Source organism: Fibrobacter sp. HC4, from assembly GCF_023373925.1.
In the GTDB taxonomy this organism is placed as follows: Bacteria; Fibrobacterota; Fibrobacteria; order Fibrobacterales; family Fibrobacteraceae; genus Fibrobacter.
Window position 1 is genome coordinate 1 of sequence record NZ_JALCZV010000048.1, and the last position, 2,520, is coordinate 2,520.

Here is a 2,520-nt window from a genome sequence, read left to right on the forward strand (position 1 = left end):
CCATAGTTCAGGTTCTCAGCGAAAATCGTATAGGTAATATCATAAACTTTATCATACAAACTAACAGTCCTGTACTTCTGCCCGTCGCGCGGGTCGGTAAACTCGCCGTAAGACACCTTCTCATTAAACTGGTTCGTCATGTCAAAATAGCTACTACTGCTAACAGAACTAGACGATTCAACCTCAACCCAAAAACCATTCTTACAAATATATCTGACCCCTGTTGCCAAGACACGTTTTGTCTCCCCTTCTTCTTCTGCATCACAGGGTTCTAATGCAGATTCACTAGAGCTACTGCTATTCCCTGCCGACGAGTCCGCAGACGTTCCCGAGTTGCTCGACTTAACGCTTGACGAGGCGGGGTTAGACTCACCGCCACTGTTCTTGTCTCCTGTAGACGAGCTGGATTTCGCAGAGGAAGAGCTGTTCGTAGTCGAAGACGAGACACTGCTGCTAGATTTGTCTCCATTGCCGTCACTGGTCCCGTCGCCGCTGCTCAGGATTTCGCTAGACGAGGATTCCTTTTCCGGTTCAACGAAGCTGCTGCTGTCGTCGTCACCGCAGGCGGTAAAGAACATGGTTGCCGCGAACAGGGCCAGGGCAAAAGGTAACAGTCGATTCATTTGTTCACTCCAAAGAAAGAAGATAGAAATTGTTGATGAGGCACGAGGTTCGAGGTATGAGCGCGCTCGCGGGGCTCGCTTCGAGGTTAAAATTTGGCGCCGTTGGCGCGGGGTTTTAATTAAGAACTATGAATTATAAGAGGAAATTTGGCGGCTTCGCCGCGGGTTTAGAGGTTCGCTGCGGAACAACGTATCAGCGGCGGAAAACCGTGTAAGCGGAAAAAACTTGAGGAACCTTAAGTCTTGAGGGGACTCTCGATGCCCACAATCGCCTTCTCCTGCGGCGAAGCCGCGTAACTCACAACTCATAGCTCACAGCTCATAACTCATAATTTTTTCAAAGGTGAAACAACTTCATAGGCAAAAAACATACATCCCAAAAATTAGTAAATAATAAGCCGGATGTCATACAAAATCATCCCAAAACTTTACTTTATATTGAAATAAAAAAAATACTTAATACAAAAATCTTACACCACAAAATTATAAACAACTTACAACATTACGACATAAAAAATGCGGCATCCCGTAAGGTTGCCGCAAATTCCACGTTTTCAAAAAAAATTAAGCCTTCTTCGGCTTTTTAAAAAATTTATATGTGAGCATCATTTTTACGCAGCGAGCACATCAAGAGTCTCGGTTCGAGAGACTCGATTTTGTAATTGTTACGGTTGTTTTTCTTTTTGCTACCCTTATTGTTCTTCTTGGACATAAGTCCCCCCCTATGGGTTATTTGGCATAACCCTGATTTTTGTTAAACTTTTTTGTTGAAGGGTGTAAAGAACTAGTAGTTCTTCACACAACGAATGGAAAGAGCTTGCGTTTTTCCACTTCTCGCAAACCTGTTGAAGTCGTTAGTTTTTACCATCGACGCATAAGCACAATCATCGTATCCCGGATACTGTTGCGGTAGCCAAAGTAACGCAAATGTTGAAATAACCTCAAAACTGCTGTCCAATGCGCTCCATTCACCGGCAGGCAGTATCGACAGGCCGTAGTTGTTGCTACCGAAGCCGGCGACCTTCGAGCCCATGATTTGTTAAAAAATCTCGGTTTAATAATTTTTTACACAGCGAATGGAAAGCGCTCGATTCGATTTAGAATCTTTATAAAGGCGATCTATACCTTGAGAGCCCAACGAGACAAGAAATGCTTTTTCAGCATTGCCTTCTGATTGTTGTGCCGTCCAAAAAATAGCTTGCTTTTTTATATCTCTAAAAACTAACGATCCATTCGGATACCGCTCCCAACTTCCTGTTGGCAATATCGACAGACCAGAAGAGTTGTTACCGAAACCAGCAACTTTCGAGCCCAAATAAGATGCGCTACTGCCGCTTTTTTGCTGCAAATACGCCCACTCCCCATCATGTACAATATGCCATCCTTCTGGACAGATTCCCTGATGAATAATGTCGCCATCAATCATTACACCGTCATTATCGCGTTGAAACTCATAAGGACATTTTTCCAACCCCAGCTCAACAGAATCACAAATTGAAGTAATATTCATTGCGGCACTCCAGGTATATAATCCACCCCAGCCGTTGTCACAGTACCACGGATCATCATCGTAACAATACTTGGTAGAATCCCCCAACACCGTGCCTCCAGGCACCATCTTGCCGAAGTTCAAGTTCTCAGCGAAAAAGATTAATGTATCCGTAAAAAATTTTCCATCATACACATTCACCGTACGATACTTCTGTCCGTCGCGCGGGTCGGTGAACTCGCCGTAAGACACCTTCTCATTAAACTGGTTCGTCATGTCGAAGTAGCTGCTGGTCGGCACAGCCGAACTGGAGGAGGCCGGAACCCAATACCCGTCATGACAGATAACATCGACTCCATTAAGTGTTGCCATTTCATCTTCTTCAGAGCAAGGGATTCTCGCTTTACT

Annotated in this window: 2 protein-coding genes and 1 pseudogene; all 3 read right to left on the reverse strand. The window is 44.6% G+C overall.

The genetic code is table 11. From position 1 onward, the window contains the following. Positions 1-623 (reverse strand): annotated as a pseudogene (locus MMG03_RS15760) (hypothetical protein); the annotation flags it as partial. Positions 624-1,407: 784 nt separating this feature from the next. Next, a complete protein-coding gene (locus tag MMG03_RS15765; protein ID WP_249506720.1) occupies positions 1,408-1,656 on the reverse strand; it encodes a hypothetical protein in 249 nt (82 codons plus the stop codon). Between the two features lie 21 nt (positions 1,657-1,677). Then, on the reverse strand, positions 1,678-2,520 hold an 843-nt coding region (locus MMG03_RS15770), incomplete at its 5' end, for an FISUMP domain-containing protein (protein ID WP_249506721.1).

Bases quoted from the DNA above. Each gene is read 5' to 3' on its own strand.
- MMG03_RS15765 (WP_249506720.1), bottom strand. From the start codon at position 1,656: ATGGGCTCGAAGGTCGCCGGCTTCGGTAGCAACAACTACGGCCTGTCG.